18 protein-coding genes are annotated in these 23,972 nt (G+C 47.3%); 11 read left to right on the top strand and 7 right to left on the bottom strand.

The window, feature by feature from the left end; translation table 11 throughout:
* The first annotated feature begins 76 nt into the window (after positions 1 to 76).
* Together C8N47_RS07405 and C8N47_RS07400 are read left to right on the top strand one after the other, a co-directional pair.
* Positions 77 to 430: a carboxypeptidase-like regulatory domain-containing protein gene (locus C8N47_RS07405; protein WP_107821910.1), complete on the top strand. Its 354-nt coding sequence runs from the start codon at positions 77 to 79 to the stop codon at positions 428 to 430.
* A 210-nt stretch (positions 431 to 640) separates the two neighbouring features.
* Positions 641 to 1,099 (top strand): toxin-antitoxin system YwqK family antitoxin, encoded by a 459-nt coding sequence (locus tag C8N47_RS07400; protein ID WP_107821909.1) that lies wholly within the window; start codon positions 641 to 643, stop codon positions 1,097 to 1,099.
* A gap of 103 nt (positions 1,100 to 1,202) precedes the next feature.
* Here the strand turns inward: C8N47_RS07400 and C8N47_RS07395 are convergent, their stop codons facing one another.
* From C8N47_RS07395 to C8N47_RS07385, 3 genes are all read right to left on the bottom strand, one after another.
* Positions 1,203 to 1,805, bottom strand: a complete 603-nt coding sequence (locus C8N47_RS07395; RefSeq protein ID WP_170111328.1) for a TetR/AcrR family transcriptional regulator — start codon at positions 1,803 to 1,805, stop codon at positions 1,203 to 1,205.
* A 93-nt stretch (positions 1,806 to 1,898) separates the two neighbouring features.
* Complete coding sequence (rnr, locus tag C8N47_RS07390) at positions 1,899 to 3,989, bottom strand: ribonuclease R (RefSeq protein ID WP_245915684.1); 2,091 nt, start codon at positions 3,987 to 3,989, stop codon at positions 1,899 to 1,901.
* A 481-nt stretch (positions 3,990 to 4,470) separates the two neighbouring features.
* Positions 4,471 to 5,934: a glycoside hydrolase family 32 protein gene (locus C8N47_RS07385; protein ID WP_107821906.1), complete on the bottom strand. Its 1,464-nt coding sequence runs from the start codon at positions 5,932 to 5,934 to the stop codon at positions 4,471 to 4,473.
* Positions 5,935 to 6,020: 86 nt separating this feature from the next.
* On the opposite strand from C8N47_RS07385, the gene C8N47_RS07380 reads away from it, so the two are divergent.
* The 3 genes from C8N47_RS07380 to C8N47_RS07370 all read left to right on the top strand — a co-directional run bounded on the left by C8N47_RS07380 (position 6,021) and on the right by C8N47_RS07370 (position 10,731).
* Positions 6,021 to 8,459, top strand: a complete 2,439-nt coding sequence (locus C8N47_RS07380; protein WP_107821905.1) for a T9SS type A sorting domain-containing protein — start codon at positions 6,021 to 6,023, stop codon at positions 8,457 to 8,459.
* 282 nt (positions 8,460 to 8,741) lie between these two features.
* Entirely contained in the window at positions 8,742 to 9,635 is an 894-nt protein-coding gene (locus tag C8N47_RS07375) for a prephenate dehydrogenase (protein ID WP_107821904.1), read from the top strand.
* 4 nt (positions 9,636 to 9,639) lie between these two features.
* Positions 9,640 to 10,731 (top strand): chorismate mutase, encoded by a 1,092-nt coding sequence (locus C8N47_RS07370; RefSeq protein ID WP_107821903.1) that lies wholly within the window; start codon positions 9,640 to 9,642, stop codon positions 10,729 to 10,731.
* Positions 10,732 to 11,187: 456 nt separating this feature from the next.
* On the opposite strand, the gene rnpA is transcribed toward C8N47_RS07370, so the two are convergent.
* The 3 genes from rnpA to C8N47_RS07355 form a co-directional block, all read right to left on the bottom strand.
* Positions 11,188 to 11,580, bottom strand: coding sequence for a ribonuclease P protein component (rnpA, locus tag C8N47_RS07365; protein WP_107821902.1), 393 nt, complete (start codon positions 11,578 to 11,580; stop codon positions 11,188 to 11,190).
* Positions 11,581 to 11,649: 69 nt separating this feature from the next.
* Positions 11,650 to 12,399 carry a uroporphyrinogen-III synthase gene (locus tag C8N47_RS07360; protein ID WP_107821901.1) on the bottom strand — a complete coding sequence of 250 codons (750 nt, stop codon included), beginning with the start codon at positions 12,397 to 12,399 and terminating at the stop codon, positions 11,650 to 11,652.
* A 30-nt stretch (positions 12,400 to 12,429) separates the two neighbouring features.
* The gene (locus tag C8N47_RS07355; protein WP_146161460.1) at positions 12,430 to 13,383 is read right to left on the bottom strand and encodes a DUF4271 domain-containing protein; all 954 of its coding nucleotides are present in this window, start codon (positions 13,381 to 13,383) and stop codon (positions 12,430 to 12,432) included.
* A gap of 95 nt (positions 13,384 to 13,478) precedes the next feature.
* On the opposite strand from C8N47_RS07355, the gene C8N47_RS07350 reads away from it, so the two are divergent.
* The 6 genes from C8N47_RS07350 (at position 13,479) to C8N47_RS07325 (ending at position 20,944) form a co-directional block, all read left to right on the top strand.
* Positions 13,479 to 14,426, top strand: a complete 948-nt coding sequence (locus tag C8N47_RS07350) for a tRNA dihydrouridine synthase (RefSeq protein WP_146161459.1) — start codon at positions 13,479 to 13,481, stop codon at positions 14,424 to 14,426.
* Positions 14,427 to 14,645: 219 nt separating this feature from the next.
* On the top strand, positions 14,646 to 15,980 hold the full coding sequence (locus C8N47_RS07345; RefSeq protein WP_107821898.1) for a TolC family protein: 1,335 nt from the start codon (positions 14,646 to 14,648) through the stop codon (positions 15,978 to 15,980).
* Positions 15,981 to 16,005: 25 nt separating this feature from the next.
* Positions 16,006 to 17,088 carry an efflux RND transporter periplasmic adaptor subunit gene (locus tag C8N47_RS07340; protein ID WP_170111327.1) on the top strand — a complete coding sequence of 361 codons (1,083 nt, stop codon included), beginning with the start codon at positions 16,006 to 16,008 and terminating at the stop codon, positions 17,086 to 17,088.
* 10 nt (positions 17,089 to 17,098) lie between these two features.
* Positions 17,099 to 20,323 carry an efflux RND transporter permease subunit gene (locus C8N47_RS07335; RefSeq protein ID WP_107821896.1) on the top strand — a complete coding sequence of 1,075 codons (3,225 nt, stop codon included), beginning with the start codon at positions 17,099 to 17,101 and terminating at the stop codon, positions 20,321 to 20,323.
* Positions 20,320 to 20,631 carry a hypothetical protein gene (locus C8N47_RS07330; protein WP_146161458.1) on the top strand — a complete coding sequence of 104 codons (312 nt, stop codon included), beginning with the start codon at positions 20,320 to 20,322 and terminating at the stop codon, positions 20,629 to 20,631. Before C8N47_RS07335 ends, C8N47_RS07330 begins: the two co-directional genes overlap by 4 nt.
* Positions 20,632 to 20,761: 130 nt before the next feature.
* Entirely contained in the window at positions 20,762 to 20,944 is a 183-nt protein-coding gene (locus C8N47_RS07325) for a YgaP family membrane protein (RefSeq protein WP_107821894.1), read from the top strand.
* Positions 20,945 to 21,062: 118 nt separating this feature from the next.
* Here the strand turns inward: C8N47_RS07325 and polA are convergent, their stop codons facing one another.
* Positions 21,063 to 23,852, bottom strand: coding sequence for a DNA polymerase I (polA, locus tag C8N47_RS07320; protein ID WP_107821893.1), 2,790 nt, complete (start codon positions 23,850 to 23,852; stop codon positions 21,063 to 21,065).
* Positions 23,853 to 23,972 lie beyond the last annotated feature (120 nt).

The following is a 23,972-nucleotide window of genomic DNA, read 5'->3' as shown; positions in this document are numbered from 1 at the left end:
TAATCTATTTTTAATTCAGCTGTAACGGGCCGGTAATGTGCGGCAACTACATTTGAACTACCTAAAGTTAAAGAAGATGAAGAATTTAGTTTTAAGCCTAATGATGGTTTTTGCAGTTAGTTTTGCAATGGCCTCGGAAAAAAACGACAAGCAAACTGCTGAAGTAAATGTGAACGCAACGATCATGCTCAGCGGTTCAGTAATCGACCAAAACACCAACGAAGCATTAGTCGGTGTAAAAGTGAAGCTGGAAGGCACCACACAGGTAGCCTACACCGATTTTGACGGTAACTATACATTCGAAAACGTGAAACCGGGAACCTACAACGTTTCTGCAAGCTATGTTTCATACCAAAACAAAAGCCTGCAAAACATTACGGTTAGCCCTTCGAACAAACAAATTGAGATTAGCTTGAAATCTACAAACTAGTTTTTGTACGGTTTATATATATACTTAAGATTGCAGCCGCTTCTGAGAGCAGAGGCGGCTTTTTTATGTCGCCTCAATACGACTTTACATAAGGGATTAAATTTTCCGGCAGCTTATGAAATTTAATCGTAATTGTTCTTTAATATTTTATACGCCACTTAACTTTGGCTTAACATTGAAATACAAACCAATTAACAGGAGGATACAGCTATGAAAAAGATATTCTTATTGATGGGGTTCATTTTCTTCGTTGCGCTGGGAGCCAACGCGCAGGAAATTGTTGAAAAAGAAGGCATCTATTATTTCGATTCGAAACCCTATACGGGCAGCTATATTGGCACTTACGAAAACGGTCATACGCAGTTCAGCCTGTACCTGAAAAACGGCAAAAAAGACGGCGAAATGCGCACCTATTTCGAAAACGGCGAGCTAAATGAAATTCGCCATTACAGCAAAAATGAAATGGACGGTACCTGGATCACTTACAATAAAAACAAGGTACAGGTGGGACTGGCGAATTACAAGAATGGCAAAAAAGACGGCGAATGGAAAATTTGGGACGATGCCGGCAACCTGATCTACGAGATGAACTATGTTGACGGGCAAAAATCGGGGAACTGGAAAAAGTACAAGCCCAACGGCGAAATTCTTAGCGAACGAACATTCTAACCAGCACGCTGGTTTGAAAACGAAAAAAGAGGAGCAGCAATGTTCCTCTTTTCTATTTTGTGAGCCGCCCCTCGCGGGCTAAACTGTCATTTTTTCCACGAAACTAATTGCGCTTCATAATGCCGTAGCAAAGGATCTTCAGGATGTTATCCACGCCGGTTTCCAGGTTTACCGTGCCATAGTCGCCTGCCGACAGCGGCATCTCGAGCCCTTTAATGGCCGTAGTAATCCCAATAGCTACCAAGGTGAAATCTTTAACGTCAAAAGCGTTCTTACGCACCCCTTCAATCAAAATGCGTTTAATCATCCGAATTTCTTCCTGATTGTACTTATTCTTGATATTATCGATAAACTCGATAGCGGTAACATCGTTCTCGAGCGCATGGTAAAAATTGGCCAATCCCCGATAGGTGTTTAGCTTGGTTAAAATATAATCGCGCAATTTTTCAACAGGATCCGTATTGCGCAGAATTACTTTCTCGAGCTCACGTTTCAGAATTTCAACTTCCTTCAGAATCACGGCCTGAAACAAATCTTCCTTACTGCTGAAATAATAATACAGCGAGCTTTTGCCCTTCCGCACGGCATTGGCAATATCGTCTAAAGTTGTTTTCTTATAACCGTATTTACTGAAGATTTCCTGTGCAATCTTCAGAATATTCTCGCGATTGGCATCCTTTTTATTCACACCAGTGTCGGAACTCATAACCATAAAGAGGTATTAATTAATTTGATTTTAAGGCGGATAAAGATAGCTGATTTTTTCGAATAAATTATACCAAAAATCAATTGACAAAAATCAACTATCGGCAACCAACTTAAAATCAAGTTGTTTTTTCGTCAAGTCGGCGCGCATAATTTCGACCCTCACCGACTCGCCCAGCTGGTAGGTCCGCTTACTGTGGTTGCCAACCAAACAATAGTTCTTCTCATCAAAAACGTAAAAATCGTCGTCCAATTCGCGCATCGGCACCATTCCTTCGCATTTGTTCTCCAGCTCCACATAGAGGCCCCAATCGGTAACTCCCGAAATAACCCCGGGGAAAACCTCACCGATCTTGTCCTTCATAAACTCAACCTGCTTGTATTTGATCGAGCTGCGTTCGGCATTGGCAGCCCGACTTTCCATCTCGGACGAGTGCTTGCAATAATCTTCAAATTTCTGTGCATTGGCCGAACGTCCGCCATCCAGATAGCGCTCCAGCAGGCGATGCACCATCACATCGGGATAACGGCGAATTGGCGATGTAAAGTGACTGTAGTATTCAAAACCAAGTCCGTAGTGCCCAATGTTACGGGTCGAATATTCGGCTTTGGCCATCGACCGGATTGCCAGCGTCTCCACCACATTCTGTTCGCTTCGGCCCTTCACCTGCTCCATCAACGAGTTCATCGAATTTGAAATAGTCTTGGCCGAGGTCGTTTGAATATCGTAACCAAATTTCTTGATAAAATGGTTGAAGTTTTCCAGTTTCTCCGGATCGGGTTTATCGTGAATACGGTACACAAAAGTCTTGGCTTGTTTTCCTCCCTTTGTTTTCCCGATCGACTCGGCCACTCGTTTGTTAGCCAGCAGCATAAACTCTTCAATCAGCTTATTACTATCCTTCGATTCCTTAAAAAATACGGAGAGCGGTTTGCCGTCCTCATCAATTTCAAACTTCACTTCGATGCGGTCGAAGGCCAGTGAACCTTCTTTAAACCGTTTATTGCGAAGCTTAACCGCCAGGCTATTCAGCCGTAATACTTCTTCTTTCAGCTCTCCCTCGCCGGTTTCAATAATCTCCTGTGCCTCTTCGTAGGTAAACCGCCGGTTCGAGTGAATCACGGTTCGGCCAAACCACTCTTTCAGCACTTCGCCCTCTTCGTTCAACTTAAATACAGCCGAAAAACACAGCTTATCTTCTTCAGGTCGCAATGAGCAAACCCCGTTCGACAACTTCTCGGGCAACATAGGTACCACCCGGTCGACCAAATAAACCGAAGTTGCCCGCGAATAAGCTTCCTCATCGATAATGGTGTTGGGTTTCACATAATGGCTCACATCGGCAATATGAACACCAACTTCCCAAACACCGTCCTTCAACTGCCGAATTGAAAGTGCATCATCAAAATCTTTCGCATCGGCCGGGTCAATGGTGAAAGTCGTAACATCGCGCATATCGCGGCGTTTATCAATTTCGTCCTGCGGAATCTCCATCGGAATACGCTCGGCTGCTTTCAGTACATTTTCCGGGAAGCGCAATGGCAAATCGTACTCGGCCAAAATAGCGTGCATCTCGGTTTCGTTCTCACCCGCGTTACCAAGCACCTCAATCACTTCGCCAAAGGGGTTTTTGGCCCGTGCCGGCCACTCTGTAATCCGTGCTACTGCTTTCTGTCCGCCAACAGCGCCGTTTAGCTTTTCGTTCGGGATAAACAGGTCGAAGCCAACTTTCCCGACCGGGATCAAAAATGCAAAGTTGCGCGACCGTTCGATGGTACCAACAAAGGTGGTTTTGGCTCGCTCAATAATTTCGACCACCTCACCCTCGAGCTGGTGCTTTTTGCGACGCGCATACACCATTACACGCACTTTGTCGCCTTCCATTGCATGGTTCAGGTTACGCTGCGAAACCAACACCGGTTGATCTATCTCATCCGAGATAATCAGGCCGAAGCCTTGAGGCTGAAGCTCAACATGCCCGCAAACCTGGCCGCCACGGGATTTTACCTTGTATTTGCCACGGAACACTTGTTCAACGGTGTTATCCTCGGCCAGCTCGTCGAGCACCACACTGACCAGGCGCCTGATCTCGGGATCTTTCACGCCCAGTTCGCCCGCCAGCTGCTTGTAATTATAGGATTTTTGAGGATTATCGTAAAAAATCGTCAGGATTGCATTTTTCAAATTTCGCTTGTTAAACGTCTGTGATCCTGATCGTTTTTTCTTTTTTTTCTTCATAATGTGAAGTTGAATATTCGAGATTGAAGTTAAAACTTTTTGGATGGGATAAAAAGAGGAGCGCAAATATTTGCCTCCTCCCTAAAACAAGAGGTCGTTAGATTTTCAGATGCCCGATTATCAGACTTTTGTAATACCTTAATTTAGAGTGCTTTGACGAATCGCGCAACAAACAAGCAAAACACTGAACACCAGTCACTTATAAGTACCAAACGAACTATTCTAAAATATACGGCCGCATGTTTACGGCGTAGTTCTTAACTGCAACAACAGCAGAACGCAAAATGTTGGCCATTCCGGGCAGTGCCACGGCAAAATAGCCCCCTCCGATTGCTTGCTACAAGCTGAGCACCGACATCTCCCGATGGCCTGCAACATTCATGTTTGTGCACACAAGCCGGATATGAAGAATGCTGTTGCCCCAGATCTACTTTTTCCCTTCCCCATAAACCGACTCGAGCGGATAGATCTCGAGATTCTCGATATAGAGTTCACCTCCGGTATTGTAAAGGACACAGTCTTCGGCATCGATAACCGGAGTGAAAACACTCGACATCACCACCTTACCATCATTGGCAAATATTTCAACCGACGAACGATCCACCCAAATATCGAGCTTAATTTTACCATCTTCGGGAGGCAACGAAGCAGTCGCTCCCAAACAGAACAATTGCTGACGGGTGGCATCGTAGCGAATTTCGGTTCCTTCGCCGGTTTTTCCAACCCGGATTACAAAGCCGAAACTGCTAACCGACTTCAACCCAAAGGTTCCTTTCAATCTAAAGCAATCTCCTTTAATCCGTTTAATGGGGTTTTTATTCAAGCCGGGGATGATATTCTTATCCGTTATCGAAATTACTTTGCGCTGTAGTTGCTCCAGTGCTTCAATAGGTTGTTTCACCAGGCGTATGCCCTCGGGATAAGTGCGCAGCTTCAACTCTACCGGAATCGACAATTGACCGGCAAAAGGCATATCGGGTTGTTGTGCATCACCAATCGAAGCCAGTTGCAACACCCTGGATGTGCCCTTCTCGTCTGCTACGGCAAACGTTTTTGCTCCCCTGAAAGTCCCGGAAACACCCGACAACAGCTCTGTTTCCGGCTTAAAACGCTTTCCATCGAACTGCCCGACCATATACGAGCCAAGCGAGTCGGTTACAACCCAATAGGTTTCATCAAGATGATTATTGACCGGCAATTGGAACATATCCGGACTTCCTTTGGGGCCAATATAGTGGCTCTGGTAAGTCCAGTCGATTAAATTCCCGGAAGTATAAAATGAAATTCCTTCCGGAATATCCGAACTCTCCGGATTACGGGCCAGCACCATCACATAGCATTGGCCGGCATCGTACCAGAAAACTTTGGGCGACCGGGCGTTTTCATCGGCTTTAAACGGAATCAGCGGGTTGCCACCATATTTAACCCAGTTCTTGCCGGCATCGGTACTGTAAGCCAGCCGAATACCACATTCAACGCTAGTGTAAAACATCAACCAACTTGGCTGATCACCCAATTGCTTACCCAGTCTGTTTTGGTGATCAACCAGAACACTTCCGGCGCGAATGGTACATTTGTACAAATCACGGGTATTGTCGTCCGGCTCAAGGGCTACGGGCAGACAGTTCCAGTGCACCAAATCGGGGCTCACGGCATGTCCCATATTCAAATAAACAGGCGTAACGTCAACCGTGCTCTGCTCATAAAAAAGATGATACAAACTATCCTTTTCCGAATAAATCACCCCCGAAGGACTTCCAATCCAATTTTGTGGTGAAGTAAAATGATATTGAGGTCGATAAACTTGTGAAAAATTCGTTTCTTCATCTTGCCCAAAAACAAAACCGGCAAGGAAACAACAAAGCACAATAGTAGTAATTGTTTTTATCATGACTGATTTTTCAGTTTTATGAGCAAAATAAACAAAAATTTGTTACATAATTTGTAAATCACAATCATCAAGACATCCGTTCCGATATGAAACTGATCTTTTCATTCATCATCATCCTGTTTCTTTTGGCTCCGCAACAAGGACATGCTGAAAACAAGCACCGCAGCAAACACAAGCATATTCCTCTTTGTTACGCATCGGCCAAAGTAAACCGGGTGTACGTTCCCTCGCGGGTGAAAAGCCGGTTAAAATCAGCGGCCATACAAACTGCAACCATCGAGGTAAGTTATTCGGGTTTTTCGGAAGAAGCACAAGCTGCTTTTGCCTATGCCGTAAGCCTTTGGGAGCAGTTGATTAGTTCTCCGATTACCATCCATATCCATGCCAACTGGAGCCCCCTGGCATCGAACGTGCTGGGCAGCTGCACGGCCTCCGATCACCTGGAAAATTTCGACAGCGCCGCCTTGGCCAACCACTTCTACCCCATCGCCCTGGCAGAAAAAATAGCCGGCAAAGAGCTGAACAGCAGCGACGATCCCGACATTATCGCTCAGTTCAACAGCAACAATGCCAACTGGTATTTCGGTACCGATGGCCAAACCCCGGACGACAAATACGATTTTGTGACTACTGTGATGCACGAGATCGCCCATGGGCTGGGATTCAACGGAATGTGCTACGAACCCTCCGACGGCATCGGCGCTTACAGTTGGACTACTGACCACCCCGCCATTTTCGACGATTTCATGATCAATCTGGATGGCCAAAAACTTACCGACGAAAATATCTTTGCCAATTATTCTGCCGAGTTGATGGCCGAGTTCGAATCCGGCTACCTCGACTTCGCTGGCGAATGGTCAAAAACCAAGCTCAACGGTTCATACCCCCGCCTGTATGCGCCGCTTTCGTACGACGAAGGATCGAGTTTATATCATCTGAATGAGTTGAGCTACAATAACGAAAATGCCTTGATGACACCGGCAATTGGCAAGGGGGAAGCCATACACGATCCCGGCATTGCACTGACGATGCTCGAGGAAACAGGCTGGATTAACACCACCATCAGCCACCAGGAGCTGACTGATACCGAAGAGCTTTCAGCACCGCTGGAGGTAACTGCCGCAATTGTAAGTGACAAGGGGCTGGATTCCACTTCGGTGCAACTGATTTATACCGATGCTGATTTTTCGACGGCTGACAGCCTGAGCATGACCTGGCTCCAGGCAAACGATTTGTTTTCAGCAGAAATACCAGTCACCGAAGCCGCCACATTTCAGTACTACCTTACAGCACAAAATATCGAAGGCCGCAGGTTCAGGCTTCCCGCAGATGCGCCGCAGAGCTACTTCGATGTCCATGTGGGTCCCGACCAGCAGGCCCCGGTTATCGCTCACGATCCGGTGAAAATCATGCTCGAAAACAACCAAACGGCAGCCATAACAGCTGTGGTGAGCGACAACATTGCTGTGTCGGATGTCGAACTGGAATATGCGGCAAATAAGGAGGCCTTCCAAACCCTGTCGCTCAATTCCGACGGCGATAGCTATGAAACCAATTTGAGCTTTTCGGACCTGGTTGATGGCGATTCAATCCGCTACCGATTGATCGCAACCGATAGTTCATCGCAGTCGAACACAACCAGCTCTCCCGCCGACGGATATTATACCATTTCGGTGGAAGGATATTACGCTCCGCTGACAACCTATAGCAATGATTTTAACAACACAAGCCGCGATTTCATCTCGACTGATTTTTATATCGGGACCGAGTTAGGCTTCGAAAACGGAAGCCTGAATAGTCCGCACCCCTACCCAAGCCCCAACGCCAACGATGAGTCTTATAACCTCAGCTGCACGCTGAAACACCCCATCATTTTAGAAGAAAATGGCAAAATGAATTTTAATGAAGTGGTTTTGGTTGAACCGGGCGATGACGGCGCCGTTTATGGCAGCGACAATTTTTGGGATTATGTGATCGTGGAAGGCTCGCTGGATGGAACGACAAACTGGCTGCCGCTGACTGATGGTTATGATGCGGGCCAGAACAGCCCATGGCTTTCAGCTTACGAGAGTTCCACCGTTGGGCGATCCGATTTGCTGCTCCCCCACGAGATCAACCTCACTGAAAACGGCAACTTCAGCGCCGGACAAACTGTCTATATTCGGTTCCGACTCTATTCCGATCCCTTTGTAAACGGCTGGGGCTGGGTGATCGACGATTTAGTGATCCAGGATCCCAAAACAGCCTCGGAAACAATGCTCGCCTCATCCGGGACCTTCAGCTTCTACCCAAACCCGGTAAAAAGTAAGCTTTTCATCGAGGCCAACCTGGCAACAGCTCCCGGAAAAATCCGCTATCAGCTTCAAACCACTTCGGGCCAGCAAATTCAATCGGGGATATTTGACGGGCAAAGCCAACAGCTGACCGAGAAACTTGATCTGTCCATGCTAACACCGGGCTTTTATTTTCTGGTGCTGGATTTCGAAAACGGCGAGCGCTTCAGTCAAAAAATTATCCGGCAATAACCAGGCGCCAGAGCAAAACGGCTATTGATTTTCCGTTTTTCGACTTGCCGGAATTAAAAATTAACAACAAAAACAAGGATTAATTTTGATTTTAAAATAAATCTCTATCTTTGTCAACAAATTAGACAGAAACAAATGCTTTCAAACAATACATTTTATTACTGGTTTTATTACTTCACTTCAGCAAACGGGGTCGAACAGTAATTGTATTGTCAAAAGCAAATAAAAATACTAGAAGGTCCCGAATTTTTTCGGGACCTTTTTTTTTGAAATAAACCAAACATGAATGTAACGATTATCGGATTAGGACTCATCGGCGGATCGGTTGCCAGGGACTTGCGCAAGGCTCACTTTGCCACCCACCTGATTGGCGTTGATGCCAGTGAGAAGCACGCAGCCGAAGCCCTTGAAATCAATTTGGTCGATGAAGTTCTTCCTCTACAACAGGCCGTTGCGCAAGCCGACCTGGTGGTGGTTGCCATTCCGGTCGACAAAATCCGCCGGCTGCTGCCCCAAATTCTGGATATGATTCAACCGGGCACAACGGTTACCGACCTGGGCTCAACCAAGCTGCGCATTTGCGAAGCCATTGAAAACCACCCCAACCGCCGCAACTACATTGCCGCCCACCCCATGTCGGGAACCGAAAACTCAGGTCCTTCAGCAGCTTTGGAAGGACTGTTCGAAGGAAAAATAACGATCATCTGCGATCAGGAAAAAAGCGGGCCGCAACACCTGGCTTTGGTCGAAAAAATGTTCCAGTGTATGGGCATGAACATTGCCTACATGTCGTCCGACGAGCAAGACCACAGCACGGCCTACATCTCGCACCTGCCGCACGTTGTAGCGTACGCACTGGCCAACGCGGCCATGGCCAAAGAAAACCGCCACATCATCTTCGACCTGGCAAGCGGTGGTTTTAACTCAACCGTTCGCCTGGCCAAAAGTACCCCTTCGATGTGGGGACCTATTTTCCAGGACAACAAACAATACATTGTTGAATCACTTGATATGTATATCAAGCATCTGATCGAGTTTAAGGACAGCATCCTGAACAACGAAGAAAAGATGTACGAACTGATGGAAAATGCGACAAAAATTCGCGAAGTGCTGAATGGCTCAAACCCATCACTAATTAAAAACGAAGAAAAAATTATTAAACTTTATACCAAATAAAAAGATGGCAACAGAATTAGACATTAGACCGATAAAAGAGTGGTTACCCGAGTTAAACAACCCGCTCTTAATTGCAGGGCCTTGCAGCCTGGAGACTGAAGAACAAGCGATGGACACAGCCCGTCAGCTGGCTAAAGATCCCCGCGTATTTGGCTACCGCGGTGGTGTTTGGAAACCTCGCACCCGCCCGGGTAGCTTCGAAGGAATCGGTTCGATTGGCCTGGAGTGGTTGAAAATGGTTAAACAGGAAACCGGCTTACGCGTTGGTACTGAAGTCGCAAACGCTCAACATACCGAAGAAGCATTAAAAGCCGGATTAGACATCCTTTGGATTGGTGCGCGTTCAACAGCAAGCCCTTTCGTGGTGCAGGAGATTGCTGACGTTTTGAAAGGAACCGACGCTACCGTAATGGTTAAAAACCCGGTAAACCCGGACGTCCAACTGTGGATGGGAGCTTTCGAGCGTTTGAGTCGCTCAGGCATTAAAAACATGGTTGGTATTCACCGTGGTTTCACTCCTTTCCGCGAAACCAAATACCGCAACTACCCCAACTGGAAAACCTTCATCGAGCTGCGTCGTTTAATGCCGAACTTACCGGTTATCTGCGACCCCAGCCACATTGCCGGAAAACGGGAATACCTGTTCGAGGTTGCTCAAAAAGCATTCGATATGGGTATGGACGGACTGATGGTTGAATCGCACCGCGATCCCTCATGTGCACTGAGCGATGCCGGACAACAACTAACCCCGGCCGACCTGTTCAAAATGTTGGACAAACTGGTAATCCGCAACGTGTCGGTTGATAATAAACAATTTGAAAACCAGCTGGAAGTACTGCGTAACCGCATCGATTCGCTGGACACCGAGCTGTTGGAGATTTTGTCGTCGCGCATGAATATTGTTCGCGAAATTGGTCAGTACAAAAAGGAAAACAACGTTACGGCATTGCAAATCAGCCGTTGGACTGAACTGATGAACAAACGTGTTGCAACCGGCGAAAAAATGGAGCTGGATCCTGTTTTCGTGAAAATTCTCTTCCAGTTAATCCACGAAGACTCGGTGCGTATGCAAACCGAAATCATGGATGCCGAATAATTTGAGGATCATAAATTTATGAAGAAGGACTACCGAAAAGGTGGTCCTTTTTTGTGAAAGTCTCACTCCGCAGAGGCGCTAAGTTGCAATGCCAATAACTGTTTTTGACTAGACGAGGAACGACAACCCGGCAACTTGTGAAAACAACGACAACAGTATAGTTGAAAGAATCCTAAACTTTCATTCCTGTTGGTGATTCCCGGGAATCATGAATGTTTTTTGTGAATACCGATCAGAACAAAGTCCTCGAGTCGCGACAACATTCGCCACCAGAAGGCTGGTTTCCCGAGAAGTCGATAAGTTTTAAGAATAGTTCATTAAACTCCTATAACCACTTGGGCTCCCCTGTCTTACAAGATGGCCTACTGATTGACAAAACACGCTAAACTAAGGCATTACAAATGTCTGATCGTCTAAAACCTGAAAATCTAACGATCTATTGAAATTCGTTTCTTTTTATTCCGGATCGCCAAGCATCAATTTCAGTTTGTCAAGAGCTTTTAGCATTCCCTTTTCAACCGTTTGATAATCACGTAGCTCTTTAGCCGCATAAATAAACATGACGCTAAGCTGCTCTCCCCGTTCATCCAGAAACGAGCTTAAGGCAGGACGATTGAGCCGATAGGCTTCGCGCATCAATCGTTTCAGGTAATTGCGCTTTACGGCGCGTTTGAAGTTACGCTTTGAGACCGAAAAGGCGGCCTTTACGGCTTTGCCATCGTCAAAGCTGGCTTTCAAAAACACGACCTTAAGCGGAAAAACAAAAAACGACTCCCCTTGCTCAAACAATTCGCCGATCAGCTTTTTGCTGTGAAGCCGGTCACTTTTCGAAAGACAAAATTCACCCATAGCTCAACGAAAATACAATAAAAAAGGGGAATTAACTTCCCCTCATTATACCTGTATCGATTGGAATAATTACTTCGCTTTGTTGTATTTTTTAATAAACTGCTCCAGAGCCATGGTCATTGACGGTGCCTGAGGCGTCGGCGCTTCGATATCCAACCGCAAACCGGCGTCGCGCACGGCACTGGCTGTTGTTGGACCAAAACAAGCGATTTTGGTGTTGTTTTGCTCGAATTCCGGGAAATTTGTTTTCAGCGACTTGATCCCCGAAGGGCTGAAGAACACTAAAATATCGTAGTTCACATCTTTCAAATCCGACAAATCACTGCTAACCGTCCGATAAAGAATTGCTTTGGTGTATTTAAAGCCTCCTTTATCCAGTAATTGCGGAATTTCTTGCTTATGAATGTGCGAGAGAGGAACAAGGTATTTGTCATCCTTGTGCTTTTTCATCAAGTCAGTCACACTGGAGAACACACCGGTACCATAGAAAATTTTACGTTTACGATAAACGATATACTTCTGCAAATAGAAAGCAGTAGCTTCCGAGATACAGAAATATTTCATGGTATCAGGAACGGTTATCCGTTGGTCCTGACAAATTCTGAAAAAGTGGTCAATTGCTGTACGGCTGGTAAAAATAACTGCCGTATGGTCCAAAATCTGGATTCGCGTCTGCCGAAATTCTTTCGCAGAGACGCCTTCAACCTGAATGAAAGGTCTGAAATCCACCTGAACACCCATTTTTTCGGCTAAATCAAAATAAGGGGATTTTGCAGTTGCAGGTTTGGGTTGCGATACTAAAATTTTCTTGATTTTCAAGATTTCTCAATTTAAAAATTACACACCAGCTTAAACTAACACCAATTTGTAGATGAAGAATAGTGGTAAAATTTCAAGGGTACAAAGGTACAAAATCAAATAAAATAACGGAAAATCTTTCCTTAGTAAAATTTTAAGCCCTCGTAATACCAGCAAAATATAGCATACAAGCGCCATAATGCCTCCTATTCCAACAATAATTTCAGGGTTTTGCAACCTCGAAAAGGCCAATATCAGTGTCACCGGCACCAGGCCTAAGCCTAAAATCCGGTTATATAGATTCATATTATACAGAACTTCTTGTGTTTCAGCGTTGGTTTCCGTAAGCTTTCCCTGGGCGGAATAAACAACCTGCTTGAAGCCGAAATAAACAACAACGCCTCCAAAAATCACCAGATATTTCAGGATGCTGCTGCTTAATCCGAGGCTTAGCTGGCTCCCGAAAATCTGAAACAGGAACAAACTCAGAATCAGCGCAAACAGCAGATCAAGGCGGAATGCGGCATGCGTTAAACTGACCGACCGCTCCCGATACAGGCGCGAAGCCGTTGCGTAGTTCACCGCAGCGTGAAACATTTGCTTGAGATATTTCCCAAAAAACAGCCGAACGGATGTAAACAACACCAATGCCGCAATCAAAACACCGATCGTCCAGTCGGCTGAACGCCCGGGGAGCTTATGCTCGGGAAGTGCCAAACCGATTATTGCCGGTTCCGCAACAGTCTCAACCCGCAGCGATTCCAGGGGATGGCGCATCGGAATTAGGCTAATCGCCCCACTCCGGAGCTGCTCACTTTTTGACGTATTATGCGTTTGCAGGTGCTGCTGGCCAGTGCTCGCGGAGCTGACGACAGAGGCTGCTGCCTGCCCCGAAGACGACAGCGGTGCAGAGTCAATCTTCCCCGTAGGGTTCGAGAGAACCTTGAAAGCAGGGGTTGAAAGTGAGGTTTTCAAACTATCATCAGGCTGTAATATTTCTGTCATGGCCAGCACCGTGTTTGATTTTTCTGCAAAATTAATGATTTCGAGACTCAAATCGTTTGAAACTGTACCTTTGTGCAAAAATTATTTTTTTCAACATGGACAAACCGCCTATTTTCCATTTAGCGCCACTCCAGGGATTCACCGATTTTGTGTACCGCAAGTGCTACCATCAACTATTTGGAAACATCAATGCTTACTACATTCCATACATCAGCCTGGGCCCCGGAGCCAAAATTCGAAACAGTCAGCTACGCGACCTGCTACCGGAAAACAACCAGGAAGTACCGGTCGTTCCGCAGGTATTATGCTCCAACCTAAGCGAACTGCGTGAACTGGCGCCAATCATCCGCGACTTTGGCTACTCAAAATTAAACCTGAATATGGGCTGCCCCTACCCCATGGCTACCAACCGCGGCCGCGGATCGGCTTTACTCGAAAAACCGGACGAGCTGCAACAGATGTTCGATCTGTTGTTTTCGAAATTCAACTTCGAAGTATCGGTCAAATTCCGGGCGGGAATCACGGATGAAGAGCCGATTTTCAAGCTGATTCCCTTGCTCCGGGCCTATCCGTTCAGCCAACACATCTTCCATCCCCGAACCGCCAAGCAGCTTTATAAAGGCCAGGCAAACCGCGATCTGTATGCCCGTTTCGTTGAAGCCTTCGGCCAGCCTGTCGTCTATAACGGCGACATCAGCACTGCTTCCGACATCGCCCAACTACAACAACTGGTGCCGACACAACACGAATGGATGATTGGCCGGGGAATTCTGTCCGACCCCTTTCTGATTGCACGAATTAACAAACAACTACCGGATCCTACCACCCAAACGGAAATGAAAAGAACATTCCATGAGCTGGTGTTCGAAGAATACCAACGACATTTCTCCGACAATGGTCAGGTTTTAATGAAGATGAAGTCCTTTTGGTCCTACTTTGCAAATTCATTTTCCAACCCACATAAAGCATTTAAGATCGTAAAAAAAGCTTCTTCGCTGACAAAATTCAAAGCCAGTTACCCTGAGACCTTTCGCCTTTATTGAACTTTAACTCGCTTCATTCCTGCCCTTTACATTTACCACACCGAAATACAACTCCTATTCACATCCATCCCACGCTCACTACTTGACTTAAAATCAAATTCTTAGTATATTGATCAAAAAAATCGATTCTGCAATAGAAAAAACCAATCACATCCACACATATAGATTTCTGCATATTTCAATATATTTGTCGCAGGAATTTAAAACACAAAATCAGATATGCGTAAAATTGATCACCTCTTACTCCTTTTAGCGATGCTGGCTTTACCCATTTTAGCCAGTAGCCAAAGCAAACGGCAATTGAGCTTACAGGAAGCTCTTCAATTGGCCGAGGAGAACAACCTGGCAAGCAAAAGTGCCGAAGCACGTGAGTTGGCAGCCCGCGGTCAGTACCGAATGACCAATTCCGTCTTTCTGCCCGGACTAACGGTGAGCACCACCGGTGTCGCCACCAACGATCCGCTTTCGTCTTTCGGTTTTAAACTGAAACAGGAAATTGTCACTCAAGCCGATTTCGACCCGGCGACTTTGAATGATCCGGGCCGGATTGACAACTTCAACACCAAGCTGGAAGTGCAGCAACCGCTTCTCAACCTCGATGGTATTTATGCCCGCAAGGCTGCCAAAAACCAGTACGAGGCCATGAGCCTGCAAACCCAGCGCGTAAAAGCTAATATTCGCTACCAGGTGAAGAAGGCCTATTTTATGCTGGAACTTGCTCAAAACGCCGTTGGCGTATTGGAAACTTCGGTAAAGGTTGCCGAGGATGCCCTGAAACTCACCAAAGACAACGAAGCCCAGGGCTTTGTCAAACATGCCGACGTTTTGGAGGCCATGGTTCGGGTTGACGAGCGCAAAAACCAGTTGTTGGAAGCCCAAAACAACATGCAATCGGCCAACGAATTCCTTGCCCATTTACTGGGTGTTGATTTAAATACGCCTATTGAAACAACCGACCCGATGATCCAATCGCCGACACTGGCGGTCTGGCAAGCATCGGAAACAACCATCGAAAGCCGCTCCGATGTTCAGGCCATCCAAAAGCAAATTCAGGGAGCCGAGAACATGCTGAAATCTGAAAAGATGAAGTTTGTACCCCGCCTCAACGCTTTTGGAGCCTACGAGTGGAACGACAGTAAATTGCTGGGAACTTCGGCCAACAACTACCTGGTTGGAGCAAGCCTGAGCTGGAACCTGTTTGGTGGCTACAAAAACGTGGGCAGCGCGCAGCATGCCAAAGCGCAATTACAGGAAGCACAGTACAATTACGAAGACTATCTGTCGCAAAGCCAAATTCAATTGAACCAGGCCAAACGAAATGTGGAACTGAAATACCAACAGGTGCAATCGGGCAAATTGGCCAGGGAGCAAGCTGCTGAATCGTTCCGCATTCGCAACGACCGCTTTGCACAAGGCCTGGAAAAAACAACCGAACTACTGATGGCCGAAGCGCTGTCATCACAAAAAAACCTCGAATTCATCCAGGCCATTTACAACTACAAGGAAGCCGTCTTTCAACTTGAATTATTACTCGAAAAAGATATTAACGAATAACGCCACGATAACAATGAAAACTCGTATGAATAAAACCAAACTTATGCTGCTTGCTGTAACAACAGCAACGCTGTCGCTGACTTCTTGCGGAAGCAAGGACAAGCAAGAAAGAACCCCTGAACACAGCATCACCGCCAAAGTAGCAACGGCCCAGGAGACCAACTACCCGGTACAATACAGTTTCTCCGGAAAGCTGCAGGCCGACAAACAATCGAACCTCAGCACCCGTGTGATGGGGCAAGTGCAAAAGGTTTATGTAAAACCCGGTCAAAAAGTGAATGCGGGTGACCTGCTGATTCAAATTCGCAACCAGGATATTTTGGCTAAAAAAGCACAGGTTGAAGCCAGCAAAGTGGAAGCAAGCACCGCTTACGAAAGCGCCGAGAAAGATCTGAAACGTTACGAAGCGCTCTACAAAAACAAAAGCGCTTCGGACAAAGAAATGGACGACATGCGTACCCGCTACCAAATGTCGAAAGCGCGCCTGGATGCGGTTAACCAAATGGAACAGGAAGTAGAAGAATCGCTGCGTTACACGGCCATTCGCGCTCCGTACAGCGGTGTCATCACCGGTAAGTTTGTGCAGGAAGGCGATATGGCCAACCCGGGTATGCCCTTGCTAAGCATAGAAAGTCCAAGCCAATGGAAAGTTTACGCCCGCATTCCGGAAAGCGACATTTCTCGCCTGGAACTGAATTCACCCGTCAACGTGCAATTCACCTCTGTTCCTGGATTGGAAATTGGTGGTACCGTTTCTGAAATCAACCCGTCGTCGACCAACACCGGCAGCCAGTTCGAAGCCAAAGTTCTGCTAAACACATCCGGCGCCGACGCCAAACAACTATACAGTGGCATGTTTGCAACGGTGAACTACGAAGAAGGCACCCAACCAATGATTTTAATCCCCCAAAGCAGTTTGGTAACCCGCGGTCAGCTGGTTGGCTTATACACCGTGAGCCAGGCCGGAACATCGCTGCTGCGCTGGGTCCGCACGGGTAAAAGCTACGGCGATTCTATTGAAATCCTTTCGGGATTAAGCGATGGTGAGAAATACATTTTGTCGAGCGAAGGAAAATTGTTCGACGGAGCACTGGTTGTAAACAAATAAGCAGAACAGTATGAAGACAGGATTTGCAGGCGGAATCGCCAAACTATTTATAAACTCGAAGCTGACGCCCCTCTTGATGGTCGCTTTTCTGATCATCGGGATGTACAGCTCGTACCTTACTCCGAGGGAGGAAGAACCTCAGATTGACGTACCAATTGCCGACATCTTTTTCCGCTATCCGGGTGCAAGCCCCAAGGAAATTGAGTCGCGTGTGATGCAGCCGCTGGAGAAAGTTGTTGCCAATATTCCGGGTGTTGAATACGTGTATTCAACCTCGATGCCGGGCCAGGCCATGTTGATTGTACAATTCTATGTAGGCGAAGATATTGAACGCTCGCTGGTGAAAATGTACAACGAGATCATGAAGCACATGGACCAAATGCCCGCCGGAACTTCACTACCACTCGTAAAAACGCGTTCCATCGATGACGTTCCCGTACTGGGGTTGACCTTGTGGAGCGAAAACTACGACGACTATCAACTGAAGCGCATGGCGCAGGAACTGAACAACGAGATTGAGCAGGTAACCGACGTCTCGGAGACCAAAGTGATCGGTGGCCGTTCCCGCGAAATTCGCGTGGTATTGAACAACGAAAAAATGGCCGCTGCTCATGTTGATGCCTTGATGATTGCCCAGCAAATTCAGCTGGCTAACGGTCAATTCCAGGCCGGTTCATTCAGCAAAAACGATACGGAATACCTGGTTGAAGCCGGCGAGTTCCTGAAATCGTCGGACGACGTGGAGAACCTGGTTGTCGGTGTTTACAACGATCACCCGGTTTACCTGAAACAAGTGGCCGATATCATCGATGGACCGCAAGAGCCGGTGCAATACGTCGAGTTTGGTTACGCGCATATCGACGAAAATAAATCGGACTATCCGGGTGAGTACCCTGCCGTGACCATCTCCATCGCGAAACGCCGCGGCGCCGATGCCATGCGTGTATCCGACGAGATTCTGCAAAAATTAGATATCCTGAAAAAAGACCTCATACCTGAAGACGTCAACGTAACCGTGACCCGCAACTACGGGGAAACAGCTTCGCACAAAGTATCCGAACTGTTGATGCACTTAGCCGGTGCCATCATTTCGGTGACCTTTGTGGTAATGCTGGCCATGGGATGGCGCGGTGGCCTGGTGGTGTTCCTCTCGGTTCCTATCACCTTCGCCCTGACCATGTTCAGCTACTATTTCCTCGATTACACCCTGAACCGGATTACCCTGTTCGCGTTGGTTTTCGTGACCGGTATCGTGGTCGACGACTCCATCATCATTGCCGAGAACATGCACAGGCACTTCAAAATGAAGAAGCTGCCCTTCATCCAGGCAGCCCTGCGCTCCATCGACGAGGTGGGGAACCCAACCATTCTGGCCACCTTCACCGTAATTGCAGCCGTGCTGCCAATGGTCTTCGTAAGTGGTTTGATGGGCCCCTACATGAGCCCAATGCCAATCGGTGCCTCTATCGCCATGATCTTCTCCCTGCTGGTGGCTTTGACCATCACACCGTACCTGGCTTACCGCCTGTTGAAACACGACAAAGGTGAAGAGAAGGAGTTCCGCATGGAAGATTCGATGATCTACAAACTGTACAAGAAGACCATCAGCCCGATGCTGGAATCGCCGTTCAAGCGCTGGGGATTCATTATTGGCGTAACCGTTTTGTTGCTGGCTTCCATGACTTTGATTTATTTCAAAATGGTGGCTGTGAAAATGTTGCCGTTCGATAATAAAAACGAATTCCAGGTGGTGGTTGATATGCCCGAAGGTACGACACTAGAACGCACAGCCGCTGTTACCAAAGAGCTGGCTGCTTACATCGCCTTGCAGGACAACGTGCTGAATTACCAGACTTACGTTGGAACGGCTTCGCCGATGAACTTCAATGGTTTGGTACGTCATTACGACCTGCGCCAGGGAGCCAATCTTGCCGACATCCAGGTGAACCTGACCGACAAAGGCGATCGCAAGGAACAGTCGCACGACATTGCCAAAGCCCTTCGCCCCGGATTACAGGCAATCGGGAAAAAATACAAGGCCAATGTGAAAGTTGTGGAAGTTCCTCCGGGCCCGCCGGTCTTGTCAACACTGGTGGCCGAAGTTTACGGACCGGACTTGGATACGCAGACGAAGATCGCCCACGATGTGAAAAAGATCTTCTCGGAAACAGCTGACGTGGTAGACATTGACTGGTACCCGGAAGACGACCAGATTGAATACAAATTCAATGTACTGAAGGAAAAAGCCGCCTTGCTGGGACTGACCACACAACAGGTCACTCAAAGTTTGGCCATGGCTCTGGGCGGACAGGAAGTATCGCAACTGTACCAGGAAAAAGAATACGAACAAACGGGCATTAAACTTCGCCTGGGCGAGAAAGACCGCTCGGGACTGAATGAACTGAAGAACATCAACATCCTAAGCAAAACCGGTCAAATGGTGGCTCTGGGCGATGTTGTTGAAGTTGACAAAGGCATTCAGGACAAAAGCATCTACCGGAAAAATCAACGTCGTGTGGTTTACGTTACGGCCGATGTTGCCGGAAACCTGGAAAGCCCGGTGTATGCCATTCTCGACATGTCGGAAAAACTGAAGGGCATCCAACTGCCGGAAGGTTATTCACTGAGCGAAGAGTACACCGAACAACCTTTCACGCAAGATAACTACAGTGTGAAATGGGACGGCGAGTGGCAGATCACCTACGAAGTATTCCGCGACCTCGGTACCGCTTTCGCTGTTGTGCTGCTGGTCATCTACATGCTGATCATCGGTTGGTTCCAGAACTTCAAAGTGCCGTTTGTGATGATGATTTCCATCCCGCTGTCGCTGGTTGGTATCCTCATCGGGCACTGGCTGATGGGTGCCTTCTTCACCGCCACATCCATGATCGGGTTGATCGCGCTGGCGGGGATCATGGTCCGAAATGCCATCTTGCTGATCGACTTTATCAACCTCCGGCTGGCCGATGGCACGCCATTGAAGGACGCTGTAATTGAAGCCGGGGCTGTGCGTACAACGCCAATCCTGCTGACTGCGGGAACAGTGGTCATCGGTGCCGTGGTCATCCTTTTCGACCCGATCTTCCAGGGATTGGCCATCTCGCTGATGGGCGGTAGTATCGCTTCAACCTTCCTGACGCTGGTCATTGTGCCCTTGATCTACTACATGACTGAAAAGAAAAAATACCCGGAAACGGAAGACATCATTCAACCTGAAAAAACCGAAGAATTATGATGAAGTTTGTCATTATCCAATGTGTGAAGGCTTACCAGGATGAGCTCAAGCAGATCTTCAAGTCCATCCACATCAATGCTTACAGCGAGATGGATGTTGAAGGCTTTATGAAAAACGCTGATGGCACATCTGATTACTCGAACTGGTTTGGATCGACCAAAAATCCATACAACTACATGGTTTCGTTTAGCTTCCTGGCTGCCGACAAAGCAGAAGAATTGCTGAAACGTGTGGATGATTTCAACAATACGATCCAAGGCATGAGCCCGATGAATGCCTACATCGTTGGGGTCGAAAAATCAGTATAAACAAAATTTACGTTGTGAGATGTGAGTAACGAGTCGTGAGAAAGAAACGAATTACTCATGTCTCACGACTCCTGGTCATTCAAAACCCGGGAAATCGATTGAAGAAATTTATACATCAAAAAAGAAAAATATGATTGAAAGAATTATTCGCGCTGTGGCAGGCACATTTGTGCTGGTCAGCATTTTACTGGCGGTTTATGTGAATATCAACTGGTTGTTTTTTACAGGTTTTGTGGGGTTAAACCTGTTGCAATCGGCATTCACTAAATTTTGCCCGCTGGAGTATATTTTGAAGAAGTCGGGGGTGAAGTAGATCACCGGTTTGTTGTTTTATTCTGAAAAGCAGGATCCAGATTTGGGTTCTGCTTTTTTCTTGGGTGAAAAAAATTGAGGGGTTGACTCCAAAGTCAAACCCTCAATTGTGTTCTCCATCAATGTGCTTCCAGCCAGTTTTGTGCGGCATTCATTTCAACTTCGAGTGGCAAACCAACATCAACGGCCTTTTCCATTTGCTCCTTTACGATTTGCTTCACTTGTTCCAACTCACTTTTCGGAACATCGAAGTTCAATTCATCGTGCACCTGCAGCAACATTTTGGCCTCCAGCTTTTGCTTTTTCAACTCGTTCCAGATGTTGATCATGGCGAGCTTAATGATGTCGGCAGCCGATCCCTGGATAGGCGCGTTGATGGCGTTTCGCTCAGCCACGCCACGCACCACCGCATTGGCCGAGTTGATATCGTTCAGGTAACGGCGACGCCCTTTAATGGTCTCCACATAACCTTTTTCGCGTGCCAGTTGAATACACTCATCCATGTATTCCTTCACCCGCGAAAAGTTCTCGAAATAGCCGTCGATCAATCCTTTGGCTTCCGAGCGGGAAATGTTCAGTCGCTCCGACAAACCGAAAGCAGAAATTCCGTAAATGATCCCGAAGTTGGCTGTTTTTGCTTTTCGCCGCATGTCCGACGTCACCTCTTCCAAAGGCACTTTATAAATTTTGGCGGCCGTGGCGGCGTGAATATCCTGTCCGTTGCGGAAAGCCTCCAGCAGATGCTCGTCCTTACTCAAGGCTGCCATGATACGCAACTCGATTTGCGAGTAGTCGGCCGACAGGAACAGATGCTCGTCATCCGAAGCAGTAAACGCCCGGCGGATTTCGCGGCCGTTCTCATCGCGGATCGGGATATTCTGAAGGTTCGGGTTTGTCGAGCTCAAACGGCCGGTAGCAGCAATCGTTTGGTTGAAGGTCGTATGGATCTTTCCGGTCTTGGCATCAACCAGTTGGGGCAGAGCCTCAACATAGGTTGACAACAACTTTTTCAACCCCCGAAAATCGAGGATTTTGGACACGATTGGGTGCTTGTCCACTAACTTGATCAGCACTTCCTCCGAAGTCGAATATTGCTTGGTTTTCGTCCTTTTGGCATTCGTATCAATTTTCAACTTTTCGAACAAAATCGGCCCCAACTGCTTGGGCGATGACAGGTTGAAATCCTCGCCGGCCAGCTCTTTCACCTCCGCTTCCAGATCGACAATCTGTTTACGCAACACCCCGGCGTAGTCATCCAGCGCTTTGGTGTTCAGCGTTACGCCGGCCATTTCCATATCGGCGAGCACAGCAATCAGCGGCATTTCAATTTCCTCGAAAACCGAACGAACACCTGTTTCATCCAGCTTACCATCAATCGTCTGTTTCAGTTGAAGGGTGAGGTCGGCATCCTCGCAGGCATAGTCGCGCAGCTGATCCACCGGCACATCGCGCATGGTTTTCTGGTTTTTCCCTTTCTTGCCAATCAACTCCTGTGTTTCAACCTTCCGGTAGTTCAGGTAAGTTTCGCACAAATAATCCAGGTTATGCTTCAACTCGGGTTGAATGAGGTAATGAGCAATCATGGTATCGTACAACGGCCCTTTTACATCCATCCCATATTGCTTCAGCATGGAAATATCATACTTGAGGTTCTGCCCGATTTTGCGAATATTTTCATCTTCAAAAATCAAGCGGAACTCTTCGAGCACCTTCGTTGCCTCTGCCCGATCTTCCGGCAAAGTCACACAAAACGCTTCGCCTTTGCGGAAAGCAAACGACAAACACACCAGTTCGGCGTTTCTGGTGTCCAAGCCGGTTGTCTCCGTGTCGAAGCAAAATTCATCCTGCACCGAAAGTTCGGCTTTCAGGCTGGCACGCTGCATGGCATTTTCAACCAGATAGTAATCGTGCGGCGTATCACTAATGGTCGCAAAGTTCGTCTCAACAACAGCATTCGCTGCGGCCGGCGCTTCGGGAGCACCAAATAAAGTTCCCTGTGCAAAGGCGGGTTGGGCTGGCTTCAGGCTCTCTATTTTTTGCACCATTGAGCGGAATTCCAACTCCGTAAAAATTTCCTTCAACTTTGCCCAATCCGGATCAGCCATGGTCAGACTTTCCTCATCAAAGGCAACAGGCACATCCTGAATAATGACCACCAACTGACGCGAAAGGCGAACCTGCTCCTCATTTTCCTGCAACTTTTCCTTTTGCTTGCCTTTCAGATCGTTAATATTGGCATACATGTTATCGATTGAGCCATATTTACCGATCAGTTTCATAGCTGTTTTCGGGCCAATGCCCGGACAGCCCGGAATGTTGTCGGCCGTATCTCCCATCAGCCCCAGAATGTCGATGACCTGCTCGGGACGTTCCACTTCAAAGTTTTGCTTCACCTCGTCAACACCCCAGATTTCAACATCGTTGCCACCACGACCCGGTTTGTACATAAAGGTATTCTGAGTCACCAACTGCGCATAATCCTTATCGGGCGTCATCATGTAAGTAGTGTAGCCGTTCTCGCCTGCCTTTTTGGCGAGTGTGCCAATCACATCGTCGGCCTCAAAACCAGCCTTCTCAATAATCGGAATATTATAGGCTTCAATGATCTTACGAACCCAGGGGATGGATTTCCGAAGATCTTCAGGCATCTCGTCACGGGTTGCTTTGTAGGGCTCATACATCTCGTGGCGGAAGGTCGGCGCGTGCACATCGAATACCACAGCCACGTGCGTTGGTTTTTCCTTGCTCAGCAACATTTCCAGCGTGTTGGTGAAACCCAGCATGGCCGAGGTATTCAGTCCTTTGGAATTGAATCGCGGACTACGGATGAAGGCAAAATACGAGCGATAAATAAGCGCGTAAGCATCGAGCAGAAATAAACGTTTATCGGGAGATGAATTATCAGACATCGTTGATTTTTTTTAAAGTTGATCGAAGTCAGCAAACAGGAACATCAATAATAGATTGAAGTTTCCGAAAACCGATCGCTTCTGAATGAATAAAGACCGAAATTAGAAACTTCGCGTCAA

Origin of the sequence: Mangrovibacterium marinum, from assembly GCF_003046625.1 — a bacterium.
In the GTDB taxonomy this organism is placed as follows: Bacteria; Bacteroidota; Bacteroidia; order Bacteroidales; family Prolixibacteraceae; genus Mangrovibacterium; species Mangrovibacterium marinum.
The sequence above is the reverse complement of the archived record's forward strand: the minus strand, read 5'-3'. Positions and strand labels throughout refer to the sequence as shown.

Coding starts and splice junctions, on each gene's coding strand:
- C8N47_RS07395 (WP_170111328.1), bottom strand. CDS start 1,805: ATGAGTTCCGACACTGGTGTGAATAAAAAGGATGCCAATCGCGAGAAT.
- C8N47_RS07375 (WP_107821904.1), top strand. CDS start 8,742: ATGAATGTAACGATTATCGGATTAGGACTCATCGGCGGATCGGTTGCC.
- C8N47_RS07350 (WP_146161459.1), top strand. CDS start 13,479: ATGGACAAACCGCCTATTTTCCATTTAGCGCCACTCCAGGGATTCACC.
- polA (WP_107821893.1), bottom strand. CDS start 23,852: ATGTCTGATAATTCATCTCCCGATAAACGTTTATTTCTGCTCGATGCT.
- C8N47_RS07340 (WP_170111327.1), top strand. CDS start 16,006: ATGAATAAAACCAAACTTATGCTGCTTGCTGTAACAACAGCAACGCTG.
- C8N47_RS07405 (WP_107821910.1), top strand. CDS start 77: ATGAAGAATTTAGTTTTAAGCCTAATGATGGTTTTTGCAGTTAGTTTT.
- C8N47_RS07330 (WP_146161458.1), top strand. CDS start 20,320: ATGATGAAGTTTGTCATTATCCAATGTGTGAAGGCTTACCAGGATGAG.
- C8N47_RS07345 (WP_107821898.1), top strand. CDS start 14,646: ATGCGTAAAATTGATCACCTCTTACTCCTTTTAGCGATGCTGGCTTTA.
- C8N47_RS07400 (WP_107821909.1), top strand. CDS start 641: ATGAAAAAGATATTCTTATTGATGGGGTTCATTTTCTTCGTTGCGCTG.
- rnpA (WP_107821902.1), bottom strand. CDS start 11,580: ATGGGTGAATTTTGTCTTTCGAAAAGTGACCGGCTTCACAGCAAAAAG.
- C8N47_RS07370 (WP_107821903.1), top strand. CDS start 9,640: ATGGCAACAGAATTAGACATTAGACCGATAAAAGAGTGGTTACCCGAG.
- C8N47_RS07355 (WP_146161460.1), bottom strand. CDS start 13,383: ATGACAGAAATATTACAGCCTGATGATAGTTTGAAAACCTCACTTTCA.
- C8N47_RS07385 (WP_107821906.1), bottom strand. CDS start 5,934: ATGATAAAAACAATTACTACTATTGTGCTTTGTTGTTTCCTTGCCGGT.
- C8N47_RS07380 (WP_107821905.1), top strand. CDS start 6,021: ATGAAACTGATCTTTTCATTCATCATCATCCTGTTTCTTTTGGCTCCG.
- C8N47_RS07335 (WP_107821896.1), top strand. CDS start 17,099: ATGAAGACAGGATTTGCAGGCGGAATCGCCAAACTATTTATAAACTCG.
- C8N47_RS07325 (WP_107821894.1), top strand. CDS start 20,762: ATGATTGAAAGAATTATTCGCGCTGTGGCAGGCACATTTGTGCTGGTC.